Consider the following 21,006-nt stretch of genomic DNA (forward strand, 5'->3'; position numbering starts at 1 on the left):
CACATGGCAAGTCCAATTCTACCAGGTACGGGTTTAGGCTCCGGCCTTGATACCGGTGCTATCGTCAAAGCTCTGGTAAATGCTGACAAAGCAGCCAAGCAAGGTCAGATTGACCGTGGGACTGCGACCAACACCGCAAGCATTTCCGGTATCGGTACCTTGAAGTCGTTGATGGCTGCCTTCAAAAACACCATGAAGGATCTGGCCAGCACGACTACCCCGCAATTTCAGGGTTTTGCAGCCACTTCCTCCGATGTGAAGATCGTCGGCGCCACTGCCAGCAACTCGGCGGTAAACGGCAGTTACGTCGTGAAAGTAGATAATCTGGCCACCTCTTCGAAAGTCACCAGCGCGGCATTCGCCGGCGGTACGACCAGCCCGATCACTGCGGGTACGCTGAGCATCACGCAGGGCGCCAGCACCTACAACCTCGACGTCAAGGCCGGGGCGACGCTGCAATCGGTTCGCGATTCGATCAATGCCGATGCCTCGCTCAAGGGCGCGGGCATCAGTGCCAACATTGTCACCGACTCCTTCGGGTCGCGTCTGGTGCTTGGCTCGACAAATACGGGGGCGGGGTCCGACATTTCCGTCGGCGGCGACATTTCGGAATTGACCATTGACGGCAGCAATGTTGTTGGCGCCAGCGGCGGGCCGGCAATGACTGCCACCTCGGCCGGTTCGATCGGTGCTGTAGCCATTGATGCAAAGTTCTCTATCGATGGCATGGCCCTGACCAGCAAGAGCAATACGGTAGACAAGTCCGTTTCAGGGCTGACCTTGAACTTGGTGGCAACCGGCACTTCGACCGTCTCCGTGGCCGGCAACAACGATGGTCTGAAGGCTTCGATCCAGAAGTTCGTCGATGCCTACAACGCTCTGGCCAACGGCATCACGAAATTGACCAAGCCTTCGCTCGACGATGACGGCAATCCGACCGTTGCAGCTGCATTGACCGGCGACGCGTTGCCCCGTTCGATTCTGTCGGCCATACGCGGCCCGCTGTCGGAAACTGGTGCGGGCGACAAACTGACTGTTCTGGCGCAGCTGGGTATCACCACCGATCAGAAAACCGGTGCCCTCAACTTCGACAGCGCTAAGTTCACCAGTGCGATGAACGACAAGAAGCTGGGTGGTGAAGTCCAGAAGATGTTTGCTGGCGATGCTGGCAGTGACAATGGTCTGCTGGCGCGTATGCAGAAGGCTATCGCGCCATTCTCCGATGTCGGCGGTGTTTTGGATCAGCGCACAACAAGCCTGAACAAGACAAAGACCAAGTTGGGCAATGATCAGGCGGCCCTGGATCGCCGAATCGATACCCTGACCGCGGTACTGACTAAAAAGTACAATGACATGGATGCTCTGGTCGGCAAATTGAAAGCTACCGCCAGTAACATCACGTCGATGTTCGAGGCCATGGCCGCGCAGCAAAAGAACTCGTAACACCTAGAGTGCCAAAAGCCCGGCAGCGTTTTCACGCTCCGGGCTTTTTGTTTTTGAATCTAAAGTTTTTTGACGCGTCGTCGATACACTGGTTAGACGAACCACAGAATTCTGATGAGGTACAACATGAATCCAATGTTAGCCCTTCGCCAATACCAGAAGATTGGCGCGCAAGCCCAGACTTCCGAGGCTAGCCCTCATCGTCTGGTGCAAATGCTTATGGAAGGCGGTCTGGATCGCATTGCTCAGGCCAAAGGCGCCATGGAGCGCAAGGATGTCGCCAACAAGGGTGTTCTAATCGGCAAGGCCATCGGCATTATCGGTGGTTTGCGAGAGGGATTGGACCTGGAGAAGCAGGCAGAGTCCGTCGGTGAGTTGGACAGTCTCTATGCTTACATGATGAAACGTCTGGCGGAAGCCAACATCAAGACCGATCCAAAAATCCTCGACGAAGTTGCCGATTTGCTTCGCACGGTGAAAGACGGTTGGGATGCTATTGGCGCACCTGCTCCCCGGTTTTAAGGAGATCACCATGAGTCTTGTATTGCAGCGAATCGAACAAACCCGGGACGCCCTGGTTGAGGCATTGGCCGAGCGCAACTGGGAAGCCATTGGCGAGTTGGACCTGGCTTGCCGTTCCTGCATGGAAGACGTCTTGAGTGAAGCTTCGGTGGACGAGGCCGCGTTGCGCGACAACCTTGAGGAGTTGCTGGGGGTGTATAAGCAGCTTCTGGAGGCGGCGACGGGGGAGCGTCAGGCGATAGTCGACGAGATGTCGCAGATCCACCAAGCACAGAACGCGGCAAAGGTTTACCATCTGTTTGGTTAATTAACCCTCAGTTAATCCAAACATAGTGCGCCATAAATTTGACTGTGCACGGTTTTTTGACTTAACTAGTGGCTGGTTCCAGATTTCAGGCGTCTACAGGCACAACGTGTCTGCAAGCGTCTAGCTTGCCCCTCATTTTGGGCATTGAGTTGACTAGGGAAGTTGCTATTGCATGTGGCGTGAAACCAAAATTCTGCTGATTGATGACGATAGCGTCCGTCGCCGCGATTTGGCGGTGATTTTGAATTTTCTCGGCGAAGAAAATTTACCCTGTGGCAGCCATGACTGGCAGCAGGCGGTCGGCTCTCTGTCATCAAGTCGTGAAGTAATCTGTGTCCTCATCGGGACGGTAAATGCTCCTGGTGCACTTTTGGGCCTGTTAAAGACACTCTCAACCTGGGATGAGTTCCTTCCAGTTTTGTTAATGGGCGATAATTCTTCCATTGACTTGCCGGAAGACCAGCGTCGCCGAGTGCTTTCGACGCTCGAAATGCCACCCAGCTACAGCAAGCTGCTCGATTCGCTGCACCGTGCCCAGGTCTATCGCGAGATGTATGACCAGGCCCGTGAGCGCGGTCGTCACCGTGAACCGAATCTTTTCCGCAGCCTTGTCGGCACCAGCCGGGCGATTCAACACGTCCGTCAGATGATGCAGCAAGTTGCCGACACCGACGCCAGCGTGCTGATCCTCGGTGAGTCCGGCACTGGCAAGGAAGTGGTCGCGCGCAATCTGCACTACCACTCCAAGCGTCGTGAAGCGCCGTTCGTTCCGGTCAACTGCGGGGCGATTCCGGCCGAGTTGCTGGAAAGCGAATTGTTCGGTCACGAGAAGGGTGCCTTCACCGGGGCGATCACCAGCCGTGCCGGGCGTTTCGAGCTGGCCAACGGCGGTACGCTGTTCCTCGACGAAATCGGCGACATGCCGTTGCCGATGCAGGTCAAGCTGTTGCGCGTCTTGCAGGAGCGCACGTTCGAGCGCGTGGGCAGCAACAAGACCCAAAGCGTCGATGTGCGGATCATCGCGGCAACCCACAAGAATCTCGAAAGCATGATCGAGATCGGCACGTTCCGCGAAGACCTCTACTATCGCCTGAACGTGTTCCCGATCGAGATGGCGCCACTGCGCGAGCGCGTCGAAGACATTCCGTTGCTGATGAACGAGTTGATCTCGCGCATGGAGCACGAGAAGCGCGGTTCGATCCGTTTCAACTCGGCGGCGATCATGTCGCTGTGCCGTCACGGCTGGCCGGGCAACGTTCGCGAGCTGGCCAACCTGGTGGAGCGCATGGCGATCATGCACCCGTACGGGGTGATCGGCGTGGTCGAGTTGCCGAAGAAATTCCGCTACGTCGATGACGAAGACGAGCAGATGGTCGACAGCCTGCGCAGTGATCTCGAAGAGCGGGTGGCCATCAACGGTCATACCCCGGACTTCACCGCCAATGCGCTGCTGCCGCCGGAAGGCCTGGACCTGAAAGACTACCTCGGCGGTCTGGAGCAAGGGTTGATTCAGCAGGCGCTGGATGACGCCAACGGCATTGTGGCGCGGGCGGCCGAACGGCTGCGTATTCGTCGCACGACCCTGGTGGAGAAGATGCGCAAGTACGGCATGAGCCGTCGTGATGGTGATGAACAGGCGGATGATTGACGCCTGTTTTTCAACCCCTTCATTTATAGGCAATTTTTTTTAGGCACGGGTATTGCTACGTCCCTCGCAACGTTCCGTTTAACTGACGGTCACCACGCGAGAGAGCACAATGCCCCAAGCCGCCCAGATGTCTCCTGTCCCTGATGTTTCGGGGCAACCGTCGTCCGTAGAGCAGGCAAGCCGGCTTGGCCTTGAGCAGGCGTTTGCGCTGTTCAACCAGATGTCGAGCCAATTGACCGATTCCTACAGCATGCTCGAAGCCCGGGTCACCGAGCTCAAGGGTGAGCTGGCGGTGGTCAGCGCCCAGCGCATGCAGGAGCTGGCGGAAAAAGAGCGTCTGGCCAACCGGCTGCAAAACCTCCTCGATCTATTGCCCGGCGGCGTCATTGTCATCGACGCCCAAGGCATCGTGCGTGAAGCCAATCCCGCCGCGTGTGAGTTGCTCGGCTTGCCGCTCGAAGGCGAGCTGTGGCGCCAGGTCATTGCGCGATGCTTTGCGCCGCGCGAAGACGACGGTCACGAAATCTCCCTCAAGGACGGTCGGCGCCTGTCGATCGCTACCCGCTCGCTGGATGCCGAACCCGGTCAGTTGGTGTTGCTCAACGACCTGACTGAAACCCGTCATCTGCAAGATCAACTCGCCCGCCATGAGCGCTTGTCGTCGCTCGGTCGCATGGTCGCATCGTTGGCCCATCAGATTCGTACGCCGTTGTCCGCCGCGTTGCTCTATGCCAGTCATTTGACTGAGCAGGAACTGCCGGTCGCCACGCAGCAGCGTTTTGCCGGCCGCCTGAAAGAGCGACTGCATGAGCTGGAACATCAGGTGCGCGACATGCTGGTGTTCGCTCGCGGTGAGCTGCCGTTGACCGATCGCGTCACCCCAAAAATGCTGATGCAGTCGCTGCAAGCGGCCGCGCTGACTCATGTTCAGGATCTGCCGGTGCGCTGGCAATGCGACAGTCATGCCGGTGAGTTGCTGTGCAATCGCGACACGCTGGTCGGGGCAATCCTCAATCTGATCGAAAACGCCATTCAGGCCAGTGCCGGCGACGTCCGTTTGAAGGTTCACCTGTATACCCGCGACAACAACCTGCGCGTATCGGTCAGCGACAGCGGCAGTGGTATCGACACGAAGGTGTTGGCACGTTTGGGCGAGCCGTTTTTCACCACCAAAACCACCGGTACCGGTCTGGGCCTGACCGTGGTCAAGGCAGTGGCCCGTGCTCATCAGGGAGAATTGCAGTTGCGTTCGCGGCCGGGTCGCGGCACTTGCGCGCAGGTGATCCTGCCGCTTTTTGCGGGTGAGCAGCCCAGCGCTCAGGGAGTGAAGTGAAGGATATGACCATCAAGGTTTTACTGGTCGAGGACGATCGCGCGCTACGGGAAGCACTGGCCGATACGCTGTTGCTTGCCGGGCATGATTACAAGGCGGTCGGTTCGGCGGAAGAGGCGCTGGCTGCAGTTGGCGCCGAGGCATTTGGCCTGGTGGTCAGTGACGTCAACATGCCGGGCATGGACGGTCATCAGCTGCTTGGATTGCTGCGGGCTCGTCAGCCGCAACTGCCGGTGTTGTTGATGACCGCTCACGGTGCGGTCGAGCGTGCGGTCGACGCCATGCGTCAGGGCGCGGCGGATTACCTGGTCAAGCCGTTCGAGCCCAAAGCCTTGCTCGACCTGGTGGCGCGTCACGCCTTGGGCAATCTCGGCGCGACCGAGAGCGAGGGGCCTGTAGCGTTCGAGCCGGCCAGTGCGCAATTGCTGGAATTGGCCGCGCGGGTGGCGCGCAGTGATTCCACGGTGTTGATCTCCGGTGAGTCCGGGACCGGCAAGGAAGTGCTGGCGCGTTACATCCATCAGCACTCCCATCGCGCCAGTCAGCCGTTCATTGCGATCAACTGCGCAGCGATCCCGGACAACATGCTTGAAGCCACTTTGTTCGGTCACGAGAAGGGTTCGTTCACCGGCGCCATCGCGGCGCAGGCCGGCAAGTTCGAGCAGGCTGATGGCGGGACGATCCTGCTCGATGAAATTTCTGAAATGCCCCTCGGCCTGCAGGCCAAGTTACTGCGCGTATTGCAGGAGCGCGAAGTCGAGCGAGTCGGCGCACGCAAGCCGATCACGCTGGATATTCGAGTGGTCGCTACCACTAACCGTGACCTGGCCGGTGAAGTGGCGGCGGGGCGTTTCCGCGAAGATCTTTACTATCGCCTGTCGGTGTTCCCGTTGGCCTGGCGTCCGCTGCGCGAGCGCACCGCCGACATCCTGCCGCTGGCCGAGCGCCTGCTGGCCAAACACGTCAATAAAATGAAGCATGCCGCGGCAAAGCTTTCGCCTGAGGCGCAGGCCTGCCTGATCGGCTATCCGTGGCCGGGCAATGTGCGTGAGCTGGATAACGCAATCCAGCGTGCGTTGATCCTGCAACAGGGCGGTTTGATCCAGCCGCAGGATTTCTGCCTGGCTGGGCCTGTGGCGTGTGCGCCATTACCAGCATTGGCGCCGGCGCCTGCACGAGCAGTGGAAGTCGAAGCCGAATCGGCGGGCGCCCTCGGCGATGACCTGCGGCGCCGTGAGTTCCAGATGATCATCGACACCTTGCGCTCCGAGCGCGGTCGTCGCAAGGAAGCCGCCGAGCGACTGGGCATCAGCCCGCGCACCTTGCGCTACAAACTGGCACAGATGCGCGACGCCGGAATGGACGTGGAAGCGTATTTGTTCGCCACGTAAAGGTCGGCAAAAAAAGCATAGGAGAGCTTTTGTTTAGAGCGGCCACGGAGCTGGCACCCTTGTTGCTAACACCTCACTACTCGCCGAGTGAGTGTCAAAAAATTGCGAGTAGCCAAAGAGAGCAGACCATGAGCCAAGGTATTGAATTCAACCGGTTGATGCTGGATATGCGCGCCATGCAAATGGATGCCATGTCTGCGCCGAAATCGACTGCCGCAGTCCCTGAAGTGGGTGGCAGCAGCTTTGCCGACATGCTCGGTCAGGCCGTCAATAAAGTGAACGACACCCAGCAGGCGTCCAATCAGTTGGCCAGTGCCTTCGAGATCGGTAAAAGCGGCGTCGACCTGACGGACGTGATGATTTCCTCACAGAAGGCCAGCGTGTCTTTTCAGGCACTGACCCAAGTGCGTAACAAGCTGGTTCAGGCTTACCAAGACATCATGCAGATGCCGGTTTAAGGACGAGATTGAGTCATGGCAGAAGCAATCGCCGATAATGTTCCGGCCAAGGCCACTCCAATAGACGGCAAACCGCCGCTGTTCGGGTTGTCTTTCCTGGAAAACCTCTCCGAGATGACCATGTTGCGTCAGGTGGGCCTGTTGGTCGGCCTGGCTGCGAGCGTGGCGATTGGTTTTGCCGTGGTGTTGTGGTCCCAGCAGCCGGACTACCGGCCTCTATACGGCAGCCTTGCCGGCATGGACGCCAAACAGGTCATGGAAACCCTGGCCGCCGCCGACATTCCCTATACCGTCGAACCGAATTCCGGTGCCTTGCTGGTCAAGGCCGATGACCTGTCCCGTGCGCGGCTCAAGCTCGCGGCCGCTGGTGTCACTCCCAGCGACGGCAACATCGGTTTCGAGATCCTCGACAAGGAACAGGGGCTGGGTACCAGTCAGTTCATGGAGGCGACCCGTTATCGTCGCGGCCTCGAAGGCGAACTGGCGCGGACCATTTCCAGCCTGAACAACGTCAAGGGTGCCCGCGTGCACCTGGCGATTCCGAAGAGTTCGGTGTTCGTGCGTGACGAGCGCAAGCCCAGCGCTTCTGTTCTGGTTGAACTGTATTCCGGTCGCTCGCTGGAGCCAGGCCAGGTCGTCGCCATCATCAATCTGGTGGCAACCAGCGTTCCTGAACTGAGCAAATCGCAGATCACCGTCGTCGACCAGAAGGGCAACCTGCTGTCGGATCAGGCGGAAAACTCCGAGCTGACCATGGCCGGCAAGCAGTTTGATTACAGCCGTCGCATGGAAAGCATGCTGACTCAGCGCGTGCACAACATTCTGCAACCGGTACTGGGCAACGACCGCTATAAAGCCGAAGTCTCGGCCGATGTGGATTTCAGTGCCGTCGAATCGACTTCCGAGCAGTTCAACCCGGATCAACCGGCGTTGCGCAGCGAGCAGTCGGTCAACGAACAACGTACCGCCAGCAATGGCCCGCAAGGTGTGCCGGGTGCCTTGAGCAACCAGCCGCCGTCGCCTGCCTCGGCGCCGCAAACTACTGGGGGCGCCACCGCGTCGGCCGGCATGGTGCAGCCAGGCCAGCCACTGCTCGATGCCAACGGTCAGCAAATCATGGACCCGGCCACCGGTCAGCCGATGCTGGCGCCGTACCCGGCGGACAAGCGTCAACAATCCACCAAGAACTTCGAACTCGACCGTTCCATCAGCCACACCAAGCAACAGCAGGGCCGCTTGAATCGCCTGTCGGTGTCGGTGGTGGTGGACGATCAGGTCAAGGTCAACGCGGCCAATGGCGAAACCACCCGTGCGCCGTGGAGCGCCGATGAATTGGCGCGCTTCACTCGTCTGGTGCAGGACGCGGTCGGTTTCGACGCCAGCCGTGGCGACAGCGTCAGCGTGATCAACATGCGGTTCTCCGCCGAGCGCGGTGAAGTGATCGCCGATATTCCGTTCTATTCCCAGCCGTGGTTCTGGGACATCGTCAAGCAAGTGCTGGGTGTGTTGTTCATCCTGGTGTTGGTGTTCGGTGTGCTGCGTCCGGTGCTCAACAACATCACCGGTGGCGGCAAAGGCAAGCAACTCGCGGCCTTTGGCAGCGACGTGGAACTCGGCGGCATGGGCGGCCTGGACGGCGAACTGGCCAACGACCGCGTCAGCCTCGGTGGCCCGACCAGTATCCTGCTGCCGAGTCCGAGCGAAGGCTATGACGCACAGTTGAACGCAATCAAGAGTCTGGTGGCAGAAGATCCGGGTCGCGTGGCCCAGGTCGTGAAAGAGTGGATTAACGCAGATGAGTGATAACCGAGCCGCTGTCGCCAAACTGTCCCGGGTTGATAAAGCCGCGATCCTGCTGCTGTCCCTGGGTTCTACCGATGCCGCGCAAGTGCTGCGCCACATGGGGCCCAAAGAGGTTCAGCGTGTGGGCGTGGCCATGGCCCAGATGGGTAACGTGCACCGCGAGCAGGTCGAACAGGTCATGAGTGAGTTCGTCGACATCGTCGGCGATCAGACCAGCCTGGGCGTCGGCTCCGACGACTACGTGCGCAAAATGCTCACCCAGGCCCTGGGCGAAGACAAGGCCAACGGCCTGATCGACCGGATCCTGCTGGGCGGCAACACCAGTGGCCTCGACAGCCTGAAGTGGATGGAACCGCGCGCCGTCGCCGACGTGATCCGTTACGAGCACCCGCAGATCCAGGCGATCGTGGTGGCGTACCTCGATCCGGACCAGGCCGGTGAAGTGCTGGGCAACTTCGACCATAAGGTGCGGCTGGACATCATCCTGCGGGTGTCTTCGCTGAACACCGTGCAGCCGGCGGCCCTGAAAGAGCTCAACCAGATTCTCGAGAAGCAGTTCTCCGGCAACTCGAATGCCTCGCGCACCACCCTGGGTGGCATCAAGCGCGCGGCAGACATCATGAACTTCCTCGACAGCTCGATCGAAGGTCAGCTGATGGACTCGATCCGCGAAGTCGACGAAGACCTGTCCGGTCAGATCGAAGACCTCATGTTCGTGTTCAACAACCTGTCCGATGTCGACGACCGCGGTATTCAGGCGCTGTTGCGCGAAGTGTCCTCGGACGTCCTGGTGCTGGCCCTCAAGGGATCGGACGAAGGCGTCAAGGAAAAGATCTTCAAGAACATGTCCAAACGAGCGGCCGAACTGTTGCGCGACGACCTCGAGGCCAAAGGCCCGGTGCGTGTCAGCGACGTGGAAACGGCGCAGAAAGAAATCCTCACCATTGCCCGCCGTATGGCCGAAGCCGGAGAAATCGTTCTCGGCGGGAAGGGCGGCGAAGAGATGATCTAAGGTCACTATGTCGTCCAAACATGATGAGTCCCAGACCGACCTGATCCGTGGCAAGGACGTCGCAGGTTTCGATGTCTGGGCGTTGCCCAGCTTCGACCCGTTTGTGCCGGAACCCGAGCCGGAACCGGAACCCGAACCGCCGGAAATGGAAGAAGTGCCGCTGGAAGAAGTCCAGCCACTGACGCTTGAAGAGCTCGAGAGCATTCGCCAGGAGGCCTACAACGAAGGCTTCGCGGTTGGCGAGAAAGAAGGTTTCCATAGCACCACGCTCAAGGTCCGTCAGGAAGCCGAAGTGGCCCTGACGGCCAAGATCGCTGGTCTGGAACAGTTGATGGCCAACCTGTTCGAGCCCATTGCCGAGCAGGACACCCAGATCGAAAAGTCGCTGGTCGACCTTGTGCAGCACATCACCAAGCAGGTGATTCAGCGCGAGCTGGCCATCGACTCGACGCAGATCGAACACGTCATGCGTGAAGCGCTCAAGCTCTTGCCACTGGGTGTGGGCAATGTGCGGTTGTACGTCAACCCGCAGGATTTCGAACAGGTCAAAGCCCTGCGCGAGCGCCATGAAGAAACCTGGCGCATCGTCGAGGACGAATCCTTGTTGCCAGGCGGTTGCCGGGTCGAGACCGAGCACAGTCGTATCGATGCGACCGTCGAAACCCGTGTAACCCAGGTCATGGCCAAGCTGTTCGACCAACTTCACGATCAGGCGCTGCACCCGGCTGCGCCGGACCTGAGCCTGGAATTGCCGATCGACGAAAAGCCTGCGGTCGCCCCGGTCGAGCCAGAACTGGAAGAACCCGATGCGCCTTGAACGCACCAGCTTCGCCAAGCGCCTCGGCAGCTACGCCGAGGCCACGGAGCTGGCTGGCGCGCCGATCCTTGAAGGTCGATTGCTGCGTATGGTCGGCCTGACCCTCGAAGCCGAAGGCTTGCGCGCCGCCATGGGCAGCCGCTGCATGGTCATCAACGATGACAGCTATCACCCGGTGCAAGTCGAAGCCGAGGTCATGGGCTTCTCTGGCAGCAAAGTTTTTCTGATGCCGGTAGGCAGTGTCGCGGGCATCGCCCCTGGCGCGCGCGTGGTTCCTTTGGCTGACGCCGGTCGTTTGCCGATGGGCATGAGCATGCTCGGGCGGGTGCTTGATGGCGCCGGTCGTGCGCTGGATGGCAAGGGCGGGATGAAGGCTGAAGACTGGGTGCCGATGGACGGTCCGACCATCAACCCGCTCAAGCGTGACCCGATCAGCCAACCGCTGGACGTGGGCATTCGCTGCATCAACGGTTTGTTGACGGTCGGTCGCGGTCAGCGCCTCGGGCTGTTCGCCGGTACCGGCGTCGGCAAGAGTGTGCTGTTGGGCATGATGACCCGTTTCACCGAGGCCGACATTATCGTGGTCGGGCTGATCGGTGAGCGGGGTCGCGAAGTTAAAGAGTTCATCGAGCACATCCTCGGTGAAGAAGGGCTCAAGCGTTCGGTCGTGGTGGCGTCGCCGGCGGACGATGCGCCGCTGATGCGTTTGCGTGCGGCCATGTACTGCACGCGGATCGCCGAGTATTTTCGCGACAAGGGCAAGAACGTCCTGTTGCTGATGGATTCCCTGACCCGTTTCGCCCAGGCCCAGCGGGAAATCGCCCTGGCCATCGGCGAACCGCCGGCGACCAAGGGCTATCCGCCGTCGGTGTTTGCCAAGTTGCCGAAACTGGTGGAGCGGGCCGGTAACGCCGAAAAGGGCGGCGGTTCGATCACTGCGTTCTACACGGTATTGTCTGAAGGCGATGACCAGCAGGACCCGATCGCCGACTCGGCGCGGGGCGTGCTTGACGGGCACATCGTGCTGTCCCGGCGTCTGGCCGAGGAAGGGCATTACCCGGCCATCGACATCGAAGCGTCCATCAGTCGGGTCATGCCGTCGGTGGTCGGTATCAAACACCTGAACCACGCGCAGATGTTCAAGCAATACTGGTCGCGCTATCAGCAGAGCCGCGACCTGATCAGTGTCGGCGCCTACGTGCCCGGCGGTGACCGGGAAACCGACACCGCGATCAATCTGCAACCGGCCATGTCCCTGTACCTGCGCCAGGGCTTGAACGACAACATCAGCATGGGCGCCAGCGAAAACCATCTTGCTTCGGTCTTCGCGCCAGCGCCAGGCGGTTAACCGGTCATGGCCTCGAGTCGCGCGGCACGCCTGGCGCCTGTGGTGGACATGGCTGAAAAGGCCGAGAAAACCGCCGTCCAGCGCCTGGGGCACTTCCAGGGCCAGGTTCGTTTGGCGGAAAGCAAACTCGCCGACCTCGAAGCCTTCCGTCTCGACTACCAGGAGCAATGGATCGTGCGCGGCAGCGGCGGCGTTTCGGGCCAGTGGTTGCTGGGCTATCAGGGTTTTCTCGCGCAATTGGGCACGGCCATCGACCAGCAGCGCCAGAGCTTGAACTGGCATCAAAACAACCTGAACAAGGCCCGAGAAGCCTGGCAACAGGCATTTGCCCGGGTCGAAGGCTTGCGCAAACTGGTTCAGCGCTACATGGATGAAGCACGGCAACTGGAAGACAAGCGCGAGCAGAAGCTGCTGGATGAGTTGTCCCAGCGGTTGCCGCGTCAGGATTCGTATTGAATCAAGTAGGCCGCGAAGGCGATTTCACAAACCGTACAGTTTTTTCAGCCTTGCTCCAGCCCCCATCAGGTGCTAAACCTTCTACACGTACGTTCGCCAATGACAAGGAAGCCGTGAAATGTCAGTCGTTACAGAAGTATCCCCGGATGGGCAAAAGTTGACGATTTCGGTTAAGGGGCGATTCGATTTCGGTCGTCATCAGGAGTTTCGTGAGTCCTACGAGCGACTCAACCAGAAACCCGAGTCCATCGTCGTAGATCTGAAGGACGCCACGTATCTCGACAGTTCGGCGCTGGGCATGTTGCTTTTGCTGCGCGATCACGCCGGTGGCGACAACTCCGATATTCGTGTCGTCAACAGCAGTAGCGATGTGAAGAAAATCCTCGCCATCTCCAACTTCGACAAGCTGTTCGACATCAGTTGACTGTCATGCAGCCGCTCGAGCCGCTGACGATTCTGATCGCCGAAGACAGTGCGGCCGATCGCATGCTGCTGTCGACTATCGTCCGTCGTCAGGGTCATGAAGTGCTGACAGCCAGTAATGGCGCCGAGGCGGTCGAGGCGTTTCGCTCGCAGCGGCCGCACCTGGTGCTGATGGATGCCATGATGCCGGTGATGGATGGCTTCGAGGCCGCGCAGCAGATCAAGGCGCTGGCCGGCGAAACCCTGGTGCCGATCATCTTTCTGACGTCGCTGACCGAAAGCGAAGCCCTGGCGCGTTGTCTGGAGGCCGGGGGCGACGACTTTCTGGCGAAGCCTTACAACCAGGTGATCCTCGCGGCCAAGATCAAGGCAATGGACCGCTTGCGGCGTTTGCAGGCCACGGTGCTGGAACAGCGCGATCTGATCGCCAGGCACCATGATTACCTGCTCAACGAACAGCGCGTGGCCAAAGCCGTGTTCGACAAGGTAGCCCACTCCGGTTGCCTGAATGCGCCGAACATCCGTTATCTGCAATCGCCCTATGCGCTGTTCAATGGTGATCTGTTGCTGGCCGCGTTTACCCCGGCCGGCGACATGCATGTGTTGCTCGGTGATTTTACCGGCCATGGTTTGCCGGCCGCTGTCGGTGCCATGCCGTTGGCCGAAGTTTTCTATGGCATGACCGCCAAGGGTTATGGTTTGTCCGAAACCCTGCGCGAGATGAACGCCAAGCTCAAACGTATTCTGCCGGTCGACATGTTCTGCTGCGCGACCCTGTTGCGCCTGAGCTTTCAGCGAGGGTCGGTGGAGGTCTGGAACGGCGGGATGCCGGACGGCTATTTGCACAACGCCACCAGTGGCGAGCGTACAGCGCTCACGGCACGGCACTTGCCGTTGGGTGTGCTGAGCCCGCAAACCTTCGATGACCGCACCGAGGTGTTCCCTATGGCCGTCGGGGATCGGGTGTTCCTGTTGTCTGACGGAGTGATTGATACCTGCGATGCCAATGAGCAGTTATTTGGCGTAGAGCGATTGGAGCAGGTGTTTGCAGCCAATCGTCAGCCCGATGCGCTGTTCGAAGAAATCGAGCAGGCCCTGCGGGACTTTCGCGGCGAGGCTCGCGATGACGTGAGCATGGTTGAGGTCAGCCTGTTGGATGCGGCGCAACTGAGCCCGCCAGCACCGGTATATTCCGACAGCGGTCAGTCCTGCCCGCTGGACTGGTCGGTGAGTTTCGAATTTCGCGCCGCCACCCTCAAACGCTTCAACCCGCTGCCGTACCTGTTGCAATTGCTGTTTGAGGTGCCTGGTCTGCGCGCTCAGAGTGGTGCGCTCTACAGCGTGCTGGCAGAGCTTTACTCCAATGCCCTGGAGCATGGCGTGCTAGGTCTGGATTCGAGTCTCAAACGCGATGCTTCGGGTTTTGCGCGTTATTATCAGCAGCGCAGTGCGCGCCTGGACGAATTGCAGGACGGCTATGTGCGGGTACATTTGCAGGTGACGCCAAAAGGCGAAGGTGGTTGCCTGACTGTTCGAGTCGAAGACAGTGGCAAGGGCTTCGATGTGGTACGGGTGATGGAGCGTCCCGTCGACGATGTCCGTTTGTCGGGACGTGGCGTCAGTTTGATCCGACAGTTGAGTCATCATGCGAGCTGGTCCGATAATGGGCGCAGTGCTCGCGTGGAGTTTTTCTGGGAAGCTCAGGCATGATCCCAGGCATTCTTGATCAAAGGAGTGAACAAGTGGACGACACACATCTGGATCGCGACGTGCTGAGCGCGTTGCAAGAAGTTATGGAGGACGGGTATCCAGAATTGCTCGATACCTTTCTCAGTGATTCCGAAGAGCGATTGAGCTTGCTGCGCAAGGCTGACGATGCCGATCGGTTAGGCGCCACGGCGCACAGTTTCAAGGGCAGCAGCAGCAACATGGGCGCGACTCGGCTGGCTGAGCTGTGCCATGAACTGGAGCAGCGAGCCAAAGAGAAAAAACTCGAAGGCATTGAAGCGCTGGTTGGAGAAATCGACGGCGAATTCGCGATTGTTCGACCGCTTTTTGAGGCAGAGCGCCAACGTTCCCTGGCTGAATAAGACAACCACTAGCCGCTACGGATCGCATTACAGTTTAACCATCCGGCGCTTTTGGCGGCCAGCGAACAAAGCTGGCTCGACCCTTGCAGTCAACTTACTCAACTGTACCTACGATCCCAGTGCAGCGGAGACCGTTCCATGCCCGTTACCCCAAATATTCTTCTTCAGGCCGCGGCAGCGGCCAAGACTCAAGCCGCGTCCGCCAATACCCCGGCGTCGATGGCTGAGTCCGGTGACAAGGCGTCCAGCTTCGCTCAGGTCTACGCCAATCAAGCCCAGAATAAGCCCTCGGTCACGATGGACGGATCTGCTAAACCCGCACGTGACAAAGCCCCGGACAACACTGGCAAAAAGGACGTGGGCAACGACTCGTCTGCCGCCCAGGAGCCGACGGTTGCCGATAGCGGCAAATCCTTGCCCGCCGATAAACCGGCGCAGGCCGATGACAAGACCGCCAGCGATGACGCGCCCGATACCGCTGAGGCAGCGACGCCGGTAGTCGATTCCGCGCCTGTTGATCCGGCCCTCGATCCGGCGTTGATGCAAGTGTTGCAGCCGGTGCTGCCAGCCTCCGTGCCGGAAACGCCACCGGTTGTCGCCACCGTGCAGTCAGCCATTGAAGTGCCCGTTGCTAACGCCGTTACCGCAACCGCGGCGCCGACGGCTACGACGGCCGATCCTGATTTCGATCCCGAAGCCGATCCGCTCGATGCGCTGCCAGCCGTGCGCATGGCCATGGAGCAGAGCGGGCACGTTTCGGCCGCCAGCCAGGCTCAGCCAAAAGCGGCGCCGACCCAGGCTCACGTCGACGGCGAGCTGACCTCGGCACAGACTTTTGCCGCGGGCATGGCAAGCATGCTCGATGTGCAGGCCGATCAGGACAGCACCAGCCAGGATGGCGAGAAGGCTTTCAGTGGCCTGATCGATGACGGCCTCAAGGATCTCAAGTCCGCCAGCAGCGACACCCGTGTCGATGACTTCGCCAATCGTCTGGCGGCTCTGACCCAGGCGGCAACACCCAAGACTGCCAATGCATTGCCGGTGAACCAACCGATCGCCATGCATCAGAGCGGTTGGACTGAAGAGGTGGTCAACCGGGTCATGTACCTGTCTAGCGCCAATCTCAAGGCGGCGGATATCCAGTTGCAACCGGCCGAACTGGGACGCCTCGATATTCGGGTGAACATGGTTCCGGATCAGCAGACCCAAGTGACCTTCATGAGCGCTCACCCAAGCGTTCGCGAAGCGCTCGACGGGCAAATGCATCGCCTGCGGGACATGTTCGCGCAGCAGGGCATGGGCCAGGTCGACGTCAACGTTTCCGATCAGTCCCGTGGCTGGCAGGGCCAGGGGCAGGAACAGGCTCAACAGGGGCAGGGCGGGCGCACCAATGCCAGTGGCGGTCGCCTCGATTCGATGGATGAAGAGCTTCCTGCGCCTGTCGCTGAGGTGGCCGCCAACACCACCAGCGTGATCGGCTCCAGCGCGGTCGATTACTACGCCTGATCAAACGCAAAACCCAGTAGGAGCGAGGCTTGCCCGCGAAGAACGATAACCCCAACCGGGTTATCGTTCTTCGCGGGCAAGCCTCGCTCCTACCTTTCTTGTGATCTCTTTAAGTCTGCGCCTCAAATCCCCCAGACACTTCTGGCATAACACTTGCTCTTGCCTTGCCGTGCGACTGTGAAAACCCGAATAGTGACGGATTATTGGCATGGCGAAGAGCGAAGCAGTAGTAAAAGACCCCGCAACCAAAGGCAAAATCAAGCTGATCATTGTGATCGTCGTGGCTCTGCTGCTGGCGATCGGCTTGTCCGTGGGAGCGACCTGGTTCTTCATGCACAGCGCCCAGAGCAAGCCTGCCGCCGCGGCTGAAACCGCTGTGGTCGGCAAGCAGCCGGCGATCTTCGAGCCAATGGCTCCAGCCTTCGTGGCCAACTACACCCAGAATGGCCGTCAGCGCTACATGCAGGTGAGCATCACCATGCTGGGGCGTAATCAGGCTGATCTGGAGGCGCTCAAAGTCCACATGCCGGTGATCCGCAATAACCTGGTCATGCTGTTTTCCGGTCAGGATTTCGCCACGCTGGCGACCCCGGTCGGCCAGGAGATGTTGCGTCAGAAAGCCACGGCCAGCGTCCAGGAAGTGGCGCAGAAAGAGCTGGGCAAAGTGGTGATCGAACAGTTGCTTTTCACTAATTTCGTACTGCAGTAGGAACACGACATGGCCGTGCAGGACCTGCTGTCCCAGGATGAGATCGATGCGCTGTTGCATGGCGTCGACGATGGTCTGGTACAGACCGATAACGCTGCCGAACCCGGCAGTGTCAAAAGCTACGACCTGACCAGCCAGGATCGCATCGTCCGTGGACGCATGCCGACGCTGGAAATGATCAACGAGCGTTTCGCCCGCTACACCCGCATCAGCATGTTCAACATGCTGCGCCGCTCGGCGGACGTTGCCGTCGGTGGCGTGCAGGTGATGAAGTTCGGCGAATACGTGCACTCGCTGTACGTGCCGACCAGCCTCAACCTGGTCAAGATCAAACCGCTGCGCGGCACCGCACTGTTCATCCTCGACGCCAAACTGGTGTTCAAGCTGGTGGACAACTTCTTCGGCGGCGACGGCCGTCACGCGAAGATCGAAGGGCGTGAATTCACCCCCACCGAACTGCGTGTGGTGCGCATGGTGCTGGAGCAGGCTTTCGTCGATTTGAAGGAAGCCTGGCAGGCGATCATGGAAGTGAACTTCGAGTACATCAACTCGGAAGTGAACCCGGCCATGGCCAACATCGTCGGCCCGAGCGAAGCCATTGTGGTGTCGACGTTCCACATCGAACTCGATGGCGGTGGCGGCGACCTGCACGTGACCATGCCGTACTCGATGATCGAGCCGGTGCGCGAGATGCTCGATGCCGGCTTCCAGTCGGACCTCGACGATCAGGACGAACGCTGGATCAACGCCTTGCGCCAGGACGTGCTGGACGTCGACGTACCGATCGGTGCCACCGTTGCCCGCCGCCAGCTGCGCCTTCGCGACATCCTGCACATGCAGCCCGGCGACGTGATCCCGGTCGAGATGCCGGAAGAAATGATCATGCGCGCCAACGGCGTGCCGGCCTTCAAGGTCAAGATGGGCTCGCACAAGGGCAACCTCGCGTTGCAAGTGATCGAGCCGATCGAGCGCCGCTGACCGGCGCTCGTACCTCCCTACGCATTTAACTGAATTGTTGCCCGCCGAGGACAAATGATGAACGACGATATGAACGCCCAGGACGACCAGGCACTGGCCGACGAATGGGCTGCGGCCCTGGAAGAAACCGGTGACGCAGGGCAGGCCGATATTGATGCGCTGCTGGCGGCCGATGCCGGTACGTCGGGCTCCAACCGTCTGCCGATGGAAGAGTTCGGCAGCGTGCCGAAGAACCACGATCCAGTGACGCTGGATGGTCCGAACCTGGATGTGATCCTCGATATCCCGGTGTCGATTTCCATGGAAGTCGGCAGCACCGACATCAACATCCGCAACCTGCTGCAACTCAACCAGGGTTCGGTGATCGAGCTCGATCGCCTGGCCGGCGAGCCGCTGGACGTGCTGGTCAACGGCACGCTCATCGCCCACGGCGAAGTGGTCGTGGTCAACGAAAAGTTCGGCATCCGCCTGACCGACGTGATCAGCCCAAGCGAACGCATCAAGAAGCTGCGCTGAGTGAACAAGGTTCTTGCGGTTCTATTGGCCTTGCCATCCAGCGTGCTGGCGGCCGAGCCAGTGACGACAGCTGCGACAGCGGTCAGCAGTGGTGTGGCCGGGCAATTGACGCAGTTGGTGTTCGGTTTGTTGCTGGTGCTGGGGTTGATCTTCCTCCTCGCCTGGCTGCTGCGCCGGGTCCAGCAGGCCGGGCCGGCCGGCAAGGGGCAAGTGATCGAGTTGATCGGTTCCCGAGCCCTCGGCCCCCGTGACCGTTTGATGCTGGTGCAGGTCGGCAACGAACAGATTCTGCTCGGCCTGAGCCCCGGCACCATCACCGCGTTGCATGTGCTCAAGGAGCCGGTGCAAGTGCCGAGCGCAACCGAGAAAGCGACTCCGGAGTTTGCCCAGCGTCTGTTGGAGATGCTTGGCAAGGATCAGAAGGATAAGAAGTAATGGGTGCGTTACGCATCGTCTTGACGCTGGCCCTGATGCTGGCTGCGCCACTGGCGTTCGCCGCCGATCCGTTGTCGATCCCGGCGATCACCCTGGGCACCAATGCCAATGGCGCTCAGGAATACTCGGTCAGCCTGCAAATCCTGCTGATCATGACGGCGCTGAGTTTCATCCCGGCGTTCGTCATGCTGATGACCAGTTTCACCCGGATCATCATCGTTTTCTCGATCCTGCGTCAGGCCCTGGGGTTGCAGCAGACACCGTCGAACCAGATCCTTACCGGCATGGCGCTGTTCCTCACCATGTTTATCATGGCGCCGGTGTTCGATCGGGTGAATCAGGATGCCTTGCAGCCGTATCTGGCGGAGAAACTCACCGCTCAGGATGCAGTCGCCAAGGCTCAGGTGCCGATCAAGGACTTCATGCTGGCCCAGACTCGCAGCAGCGATCTGGAGCTGTTCATGCGCCTGTCCAAGCGCACTGATATTGCTACGCCGGATCAGGCGCCGCTGACGATTCTGGTGCCGGCGTTCGTGACCTCGGAACTGAAAACCGCGTTCCAGATTGGCTTCATGATCTTCATTCCGTTCCTGATCATCGACCTGGTGGTGGCCAGTGTGCTGATGGCGATGGGTATGATGATGCTCTCGCCACTGATCATTTCCCTGCCGTTCAAAATCATGCTGTTCGTGCTGGTGGATGGCTGGGCGTTGATCATCGGCACGTTGGCCAGCAGCTTCGGCGGTGTTTCACCATGACGCCCGAAGTTGCCGTAGACATCTTTCGCGAAGCGCTGTGGCTGACCACCATGATGGTCGCTGTGCTGGTGATCCCGAGCTTGTTGGTGGGGCTGTTGGTGGCGATGTTCCAGGCTGCCACCCAGATCAACGAACAGACCCTGAGCTTCCTGCCGCGTCTGTTGGTGATGCTGGTGACGCTGATCGTTGCCGGCCCGTGGCTGGTGCAGACTTTCATGGAATACATCCTGCAGCTGTACCACAGCATTCCTCAGGTCATCGGTTAAGCCATGTCGCTGCTGCAACTGACCGATACCCAGATCAGCACCTGGGTGGCGACGTTCATGTTGCCGCTGTTTCGCATCGGCTCGTTGCTGATGGTCATGCCGATTTTCGGCACGACGCTGGTGCCCAAGCGTGTGCGTTTGTACTTCGCGCTGGCGATCACTGTGGTTATCGCGCCGGGTCTGCCGCCCATGCCCGCGGTCAACGCGCTGGACCTGAGCGCGCTGCTGCTGATCGCCGAGCAAATCATCATCGGCGCGGTGTTGGGTTTTTCCTTGCAACTGTTCTTCCAGGCGTTCGTGGTGGCGGGGCAAATTGTCGCGATCCAGATGGGCATGGGCTTCGCTTCGATGGTCGACCCTACGAACGGCGTGTCGGTGGCGGTGATCGGACAGTTTTTCACCATGCTGGTGACGCTGTTGTTCCTGTCGATGAATGGCCATCTGGTGGTGTTCGAAGTCCTCACTGAAAGCTTCACCACGCTGCCAGTCGGTGGCGGGTTGATGGTCAGTCATTTCTGGGAGCTGGCCGGCAAGCTCGGCTGGGTGCTTGGTGCGGCGCTGTTGCTGGTGTTGCCGGCGATCACCGCGCTGCTGGTGGTCAACATCGCGTTTGGTGTGATGACCCGGGCGGCGCCGCAGTTGAACATCTTCTCGATTGGCTTCCCGCTGACCCTGGTGCTCGGCTTGTTTATCGTTTGGGTCGGCCTGGCGGACATCCTCAATCAGTATCAACCACTGGCCGCCGAAGCCTTGCAGTTGTTACGCGAACTGGCACAGGCGCGCTGAG

The 21,006-nt window shown here is 59.8% G+C and carries 23 protein-coding genes; all 23 read left to right on the plus strand.

What is annotated here, in order from left to right; genetic code table 11:
- The first annotated feature begins 3 nt into the window (after positions 1-3).
- The 23 genes from fliD (at position 4) to fliR (ending at position 21,005) form a co-directional block, all read left to right on the plus strand.
- Positions 4-1,443: a flagellar filament capping protein FliD gene (fliD, locus tag JUI81_RS23680; RefSeq protein ID WP_204125177.1), complete on the plus strand. Its 1,440-nt coding sequence runs from the start codon at positions 4-6 to the stop codon at positions 1,441-1,443.
- Positions 1,444-1,569: 126 nt separating this feature from the next.
- On the plus strand, positions 1,570-1,965 hold the full coding sequence (gene fliS / locus JUI81_RS23685) for a flagellar export chaperone FliS (protein WP_204125178.1): 396 nt from the start codon (positions 1,570-1,572) through the stop codon (positions 1,963-1,965).
- A gap of 10 nt (positions 1,966-1,975) precedes the next feature.
- Complete coding sequence (locus JUI81_RS23690; RefSeq protein WP_204125179.1) at positions 1,976-2,272, plus strand: flagellar protein FliT; 297 nt, start codon at positions 1,976-1,978, stop codon at positions 2,270-2,272.
- A gap of 172 nt (positions 2,273-2,444) precedes the next feature.
- Positions 2,445-3,920 carry a sigma-54 dependent transcriptional regulator gene (locus JUI81_RS23695; protein ID WP_007938611.1) on the plus strand — a complete coding sequence of 492 codons (1,476 nt, stop codon included), beginning with the start codon at positions 2,445-2,447 and terminating at the stop codon, positions 3,918-3,920.
- Positions 3,921-4,047: 127 nt separating this feature from the next.
- Positions 4,048-5,253, plus strand: a complete 1,206-nt coding sequence (locus JUI81_RS23700; protein ID WP_204125221.1) for a PAS domain-containing sensor histidine kinase — start codon at positions 4,048-4,050, stop codon at positions 5,251-5,253.
- A gap of 5 nt (positions 5,254-5,258) precedes the next feature.
- On the plus strand, positions 5,259-6,644 hold the full coding sequence (locus tag JUI81_RS23705) for a sigma-54 dependent transcriptional regulator (protein ID WP_019579572.1): 1,386 nt from the start codon (positions 5,259-5,261) through the stop codon (positions 6,642-6,644).
- A gap of 128 nt (positions 6,645-6,772) precedes the next feature.
- On the plus strand, positions 6,773-7,102 hold the full coding sequence (gene fliE / locus JUI81_RS23710; protein WP_018925042.1) for a flagellar hook-basal body complex protein FliE: 330 nt from the start codon (positions 6,773-6,775) through the stop codon (positions 7,100-7,102).
- Between the two features lie 15 nt (positions 7,103-7,117).
- Positions 7,118-8,905: a flagellar basal-body MS-ring/collar protein FliF gene (fliF, locus tag JUI81_RS23715; RefSeq protein WP_204125180.1), complete on the plus strand. Its 1,788-nt coding sequence runs from the start codon at positions 7,118-7,120 to the stop codon at positions 8,903-8,905.
- Positions 8,898-9,917, plus strand: a complete 1,020-nt coding sequence (gene fliG, locus JUI81_RS23720; RefSeq protein ID WP_003184041.1) for a flagellar motor switch protein FliG — start codon at positions 8,898-8,900, stop codon at positions 9,915-9,917. Before fliF ends, fliG begins: the two co-directional genes overlap by 8 nt.
- Before the next feature lie 7 nt (positions 9,918-9,924).
- Positions 9,925-10,734 (plus strand): flagellar assembly protein FliH, encoded by an 810-nt coding sequence (gene fliH / locus JUI81_RS23725; protein WP_019579573.1) that lies wholly within the window; start codon positions 9,925-9,927, stop codon positions 10,732-10,734.
- Positions 10,724-12,082 carry a flagellar protein export ATPase FliI gene (fliI, locus tag JUI81_RS23730; protein WP_019579574.1) on the plus strand — a complete coding sequence of 453 codons (1,359 nt, stop codon included), beginning with the start codon at positions 10,724-10,726 and terminating at the stop codon, positions 12,080-12,082. The genes fliH and fliI overlap by 11 nt, the downstream gene beginning before the upstream one ends.
- Positions 12,083-12,088: 6 nt before the next feature.
- On the plus strand, positions 12,089-12,538 hold the full coding sequence (gene fliJ, locus JUI81_RS23735; protein WP_018925046.1) for a flagellar export protein FliJ: 450 nt from the start codon (positions 12,089-12,091) through the stop codon (positions 12,536-12,538).
- 118 nt (positions 12,539-12,656) lie between these two features.
- Positions 12,657-12,962 (plus strand): STAS domain-containing protein, encoded by a 306-nt coding sequence (locus tag JUI81_RS23740; RefSeq protein ID WP_018925047.1) that lies wholly within the window; start codon positions 12,657-12,659, stop codon positions 12,960-12,962.
- A gap of 5 nt (positions 12,963-12,967) precedes the next feature.
- Positions 12,968-14,671: a fused response regulator/phosphatase gene (locus tag JUI81_RS23745; protein ID WP_204125181.1), complete on the plus strand. Its 1,704-nt coding sequence runs from the start codon at positions 12,968-12,970 to the stop codon at positions 14,669-14,671.
- Between the two features lie 32 nt (positions 14,672-14,703).
- Positions 14,704-15,051 carry an Hpt domain-containing protein gene (locus JUI81_RS23750; RefSeq protein WP_019579577.1) on the plus strand — a complete coding sequence of 116 codons (348 nt, stop codon included), beginning with the start codon at positions 14,704-14,706 and terminating at the stop codon, positions 15,049-15,051.
- 138 nt (positions 15,052-15,189) lie between these two features.
- Positions 15,190-16,557 carry a flagellar hook-length control protein FliK gene (locus tag JUI81_RS23755; RefSeq protein WP_204125182.1) on the plus strand — a complete coding sequence of 456 codons (1,368 nt, stop codon included), beginning with the start codon at positions 15,190-15,192 and terminating at the stop codon, positions 16,555-16,557.
- 208 nt (positions 16,558-16,765) lie between these two features.
- Positions 16,766-17,266, plus strand: coding sequence for a flagellar basal body-associated protein FliL (gene fliL / locus JUI81_RS23760; protein WP_019579579.1), 501 nt, complete (start codon positions 16,766-16,768; stop codon positions 17,264-17,266).
- A 9-nt stretch (positions 17,267-17,275) separates the two neighbouring features.
- Positions 17,276-18,244 carry a flagellar motor switch protein FliM gene (fliM, locus tag JUI81_RS23765; protein WP_007938639.1) on the plus strand — a complete coding sequence of 323 codons (969 nt, stop codon included), beginning with the start codon at positions 17,276-17,278 and terminating at the stop codon, positions 18,242-18,244.
- A 57-nt stretch (positions 18,245-18,301) separates the two neighbouring features.
- Positions 18,302-18,760: a flagellar motor switch protein FliN gene (gene fliN / locus JUI81_RS23770; RefSeq protein WP_019579580.1), complete on the plus strand. Its 459-nt coding sequence runs from the start codon at positions 18,302-18,304 to the stop codon at positions 18,758-18,760.
- Positions 18,761-19,195: a flagellar biosynthetic protein FliO gene (gene fliO / locus JUI81_RS23775; protein WP_028939994.1), complete on the plus strand. Its 435-nt coding sequence runs from the start codon at positions 18,761-18,763 to the stop codon at positions 19,193-19,195.
- A complete protein-coding gene (gene fliP, locus JUI81_RS23780) occupies positions 19,195-19,953 on the plus strand; it encodes a flagellar type III secretion system pore protein FliP (protein WP_007938646.1) in 759 nt (252 codons plus the stop codon). Before fliO ends, fliP begins: the two co-directional genes overlap by 1 nt.
- A complete protein-coding gene (gene fliQ, locus JUI81_RS23785; RefSeq protein WP_007938648.1) occupies positions 19,950-20,219 on the plus strand; it encodes a flagellar biosynthesis protein FliQ in 270 nt (89 codons plus the stop codon). The genes fliP and fliQ overlap by 4 nt, the downstream gene beginning before the upstream one ends.
- A 3-nt stretch (positions 20,220-20,222) precedes the next feature.
- A complete protein-coding gene (fliR, locus tag JUI81_RS23790) occupies positions 20,223-21,005 on the plus strand; it encodes a flagellar biosynthetic protein FliR (protein WP_019579582.1) in 783 nt (260 codons plus the stop codon).
- Position 21,006 lies beyond the last annotated feature (1 nt).

The sequence above is a fragment of the Pseudomonas sp. 008 genome (genome assembly GCF_016861935.1).
GTDB lineage: Bacteria > Pseudomonadota > Gammaproteobacteria > Pseudomonadales > Pseudomonadaceae > Aquipseudomonas.